Below are 628 nucleotides of genomic sequence, written 5' to 3'. Positions count from 1 at the left end.
GAGTAATACTCCGTCATTGAAAAACACTCAACACAAGGATAGATATTATGTCCACCCAATTACCCGATGTTGACCCAATTGAAACCAAAGAATGGTTAGACGCGTTAAGCTCTGTTTTAGAATATGAAGGCAGCGAGCGCGCTCAGTATCTGCTGGAAAGTTTGGTCAAATACAGCCGTGACAAAGGCATCCGTATGCCTCACGGCACCACTACTCCATATTTGAACACCGTTTCCGTAGAAGACGAAAAAGGCATCCCCGGCGACCAAAACATCGAACACCGCATCCGTGCATTCGTTCGTTGGAACGCTGCCGCTATCGTTTTGCGCGCGGGTAAAAAAGATTTGGAATTGGGTGGACACATTGCATCTTTCCAATCAGCCGCCACTATGTACGAAGTCGGCTTCAATCACTTCTGGAAAGCTAAAGGCGAAGGCGAAGAAGGCGATTTGGTATTCTTCCAAGGCCACGTTGCCCCTGGCATCTACGCACGCGCGTTCGTTGAAGGCCGTCTGACTGAAGACCAGCTGAACAACTTCCGTCAAGAAGTTGACGGTAAAGGTCTGCCTTCTTACCCTCACCCTCACCTGTTGCCTGACTTCTGGCAATTCCCAACCGTATCTATGGG

Annotated in this window: 1 pseudogene; it reads left to right on the top strand. The window is 49.2% G+C overall.

From position 1 onward, the window contains the following. Positions 1-47 precede the first annotated feature (47 nt). Positions 48-628, top strand: a pseudogene (gene aceE, locus ACTHUR_RS15445) (pyruvate dehydrogenase (acetyl-transferring), homodimeric type); the annotation flags it as partial.

The sequence above is a fragment of the Neisseria sp. P0021.S007 genome, from assembly GCF_051956855.1.
This window is presented reverse-complemented; position numbering and strand designations above follow the sequence as displayed.